The organism is Shigella sp. FC1967, assembly GCF_001743005.1.
GTDB lineage: Bacteria > Pseudomonadota > Gammaproteobacteria > Enterobacterales > Enterobacteriaceae > Proteus.
Genome location: NZ_MIIZ01000840.1, coordinates 1 through 2,615, shown reverse-complemented (window position 1 = coordinate 2,615; position 2,615 = coordinate 1). Strand labels below are relative to the sequence as shown.

Genomic DNA, 2,615 nt, shown 5'->3' with positions numbered 1-2,615 from the left:
ATCAAAGAGTGAGCTAAAAACATATTTTCATTTTGTTTTTTAATTCTTTGTCTATACCAGTTACAGGAAGTAAAAATAAAACTTAAAAATCAATAAATTACACAGTTATATTTTTATGAAAAGGAAATAACATTACATGTTTAAGAACTTCAAACAACGTTATTTGCCAAACGTCTCTTTTAATATGTCGAGTTTAAAAACAACTACTTTAGTTTGGCTTATTACTGGCTCTTTAATCTTACTTCTTGGGTTAGCTTGTGTTTTATTCCTCTCTTCCGTTAATGATTACAAGAGAAATTTAAACACACTAAATACTATCTATCATGAACAATCACTACTAAATAACACATGGGAAAATCTACTACAAACACGGAATACCCTAAATAGAGCCAGCTCTCGTCACTTATTAATCATTAATAAAATGGCTACTGCAAATACTGACATCTCTTCATTATTACAACAAACCAAAGAAAAACTTCAACACGTTGAAAATGGATGGAAAGAACTTCAAAAATTTTTTCTCATCATGTTGAAGATCAAAGTTATATACAACAATTAGAGCAAAAATATACTGAGCTTAATGCAGCACTTATTGAATTTTTAGCCTTCCTAGAACAAGGCAAAACATACGAGTATTTAAATCAACCGACACAAACTTACCAAGACAATTTTGAGCAAGCCTATACAAACTATCATCAACAGTTAGAAACTTATTACACAGCTTCATTAGGTGAAGGTGAATTACTGTACGATAAAATTATTTACAGCTTGATCGTCATTTCAATATTAATTGTTGTTTTTTTCTTTCTTAGTTCAAGTTGTATTACGAAAAAACTTTATTTCACCTTTAAACGCTATAATGAAAAATATCGAAGATATTAGTAACGGAGAATTAGCGACTGATGTTACTACAAAAGGTTTATTTGAAATAAATATTCTCACAGCGAATATTCAAAAAATGCGTGACCAGATAAAACGGATCGTCAATAACATCAATCACAGCTCGGGCCTAATTAATTCGGAATTGAGCGATATTGCTGTGATGAACAATAATCTTGCTATTCGTGTTGAACAACAATCAGCAGCTGTACTCGAAACCTCAGCGGGGATACGACAATTAAGTGTTACATCCAAACAACATGCAGAAAATACACAAGCATCCTGTGAGTTAGTCACAAAAACAGATACGATGATCCATCAAAGCAATGAAATGCTCGCTAACGTTGTTGAGAATATGCATGAAGTTGTCACATTCTCTGAACAAATTAACGATATTACCTCTACGATCGACAATATTGCCTTCCAAACAAATCTATTGGCTTTAAATGCCGCCGTAGAAGCAGCAAGGGTGGGTGAACACGGAAAAGGCTTTGCGGTTGTCGCTAAAGAAGTAAGAGAATTATCGATTAGCTGTAATTTGGCATCAAAAGAGATAAAAGTCCTTGTCGCTAATTCAAGTAAAAAAATAAATCAGTGTTTTCAGCTAGCCGCTGACGCAAACGATAATATGGTAGATATTTCTAAGCATACTGAAAATATTAATGAAATGATCCACGATATTTCTATTTCTACAAATGAACAGAGTAATGGTATTGCCCAAATTGAAGATGCAATAAATCAATTAGATCAAACAACACAAGCTAACTCAACCATGACTCGAGAATTAGTCAGTTCATTAGATTCTTTGCAAACACAATCAGATAGACTAAAACAAGAATTAACGGTTTTTCATCAGTAAGTGTTAAATCCCCCCGCATCATAAAAGCTATCTTAATCTTAGGATAGCTTTTTCTTATTACTGATTTAAACCAACATTAAAAATGGCTAAATTCAGGGATCTCTTTTTTGCCGTGTGATTTTAGAAAATCTAACACCCTTCTTGGGGTTACATTTAATATACGCTCTTGTGGAAAGTCTATTTGAGCTAATACGTCTAATACTCGATCAAAATTTCCTAATGAAGAGGCTATGTGTGAGTCAGAGCCTAGCGCAATAAGTCCTCCAGCATCACGTACTGCTTTCGCTATGTCTATGCAGTTTTTCTCACTCCCTACTCTAGAATGAATAAATGATGAATTATTCATTTCTAAAGCAACGTTATAAGCTGCAGCCGCTTTTGCAACTTCAGCAATTTCTATTGGGTATTTCGGATTACCTGGATGCGTAATCATTTGAACACAACCACTTGCTATTGTTGCTATTAATGCTTTTGTATTATCAACAATGCCTAATGAGCTCATTACTGGATCATGAAAACCAGCAAGTACAATATCTAATTTCTTGCTCATTTTCTCACTACAATCTGTTTCACCTTTAATATTTTTAATGTTCGCTTCTATACCATAAAGTATGCCAACACCATCAATAATACGGGGGATCACGGGTAAATTAGAAAAATGCCATTCATGAGGCCCATCATCCATATCTGGACCATGGTCTGTAATTGCAAACAATTGAATTCCCTGCTTTTTAGCTTGTTGGAAATATTCACTAACTGTACTGTAAGCATGTGTACTAGCAATAGTATGAGCATGTAAATCAACAGGATACATAAATAACTCCTTTCTAAAACACCTTATGAACATCGATAAGATGGTTTTCTTAAATATAAGAAT

The 2,615-nt window shown here is 33.4% G+C and carries 4 protein-coding genes; 3 read left to right on the top strand and 1 reads right to left on the bottom strand.

The window, feature by feature from the left end; all coding sequences use genetic code 11:
• The first annotated feature begins 136 nt into the window (after positions 1 to 136).
• Genes BHE89_RS14295 through BHE89_RS14290 form a run of 3 tightly spaced genes read left to right on the top strand, consistent with a single transcriptional unit; the run spans position 137 to position 1,738 of the window.
• Positions 137 to 559 (top strand): Tar ligand binding domain-containing protein, encoded by a 423-nt coding sequence (locus BHE89_RS14295; RefSeq protein ID WP_128860572.1) that lies wholly within the window; start codon positions 137 to 139, stop codon positions 557 to 559.
• The gene (locus tag BHE89_RS25890) at positions 496 to 882 is read left to right on the top strand and encodes a Tar ligand binding domain-containing protein (RefSeq protein ID WP_286146164.1); all 387 of its coding nucleotides are present in this window, start codon (positions 496 to 498) and stop codon (positions 880 to 882) included. The genes BHE89_RS14295 and BHE89_RS25890 overlap by 64 nt, the downstream gene beginning before the upstream one ends.
• On the top strand, positions 860 to 1,738 hold the full coding sequence (locus BHE89_RS14290) for a methyl-accepting chemotaxis protein (protein ID WP_286146163.1): 879 nt from the start codon (positions 860 to 862) through the stop codon (positions 1,736 to 1,738). Before BHE89_RS25890 ends, BHE89_RS14290 begins: the two co-directional genes overlap by 23 nt.
• A 76-nt stretch (positions 1,739 to 1,814) precedes the next feature.
• Here the strand turns inward: BHE89_RS14290 and BHE89_RS14285 are convergent, their stop codons facing one another.
• A complete protein-coding gene (locus BHE89_RS14285) occupies positions 1,815 to 2,552 on the bottom strand; it encodes a phosphatase (protein WP_069369379.1) in 738 nt (245 codons plus the stop codon).
• Positions 2,553 to 2,615: the final 63 nt, after the last annotated feature.

Coding starts and splice junctions, on each gene's coding strand:
- BHE89_RS25890 (WP_286146164.1), top strand. CDS start 496: ATGGAAAGAACTTCAAAAATTTTTTCTCATCATGTTGAAGATCAAAGT.
- BHE89_RS14295 (WP_128860572.1), top strand. CDS start 137: ATGTTTAAGAACTTCAAACAACGTTATTTGCCAAACGTCTCTTTTAAT.
- BHE89_RS14290 (WP_286146163.1), top strand. CDS start 860: ATGAAAAATATCGAAGATATTAGTAACGGAGAATTAGCGACTGATGTT.
- BHE89_RS14285 (WP_069369379.1), bottom strand. CDS start 2,552: ATGTATCCTGTTGATTTACATGCTCATACTATTGCTAGTACACATGCT.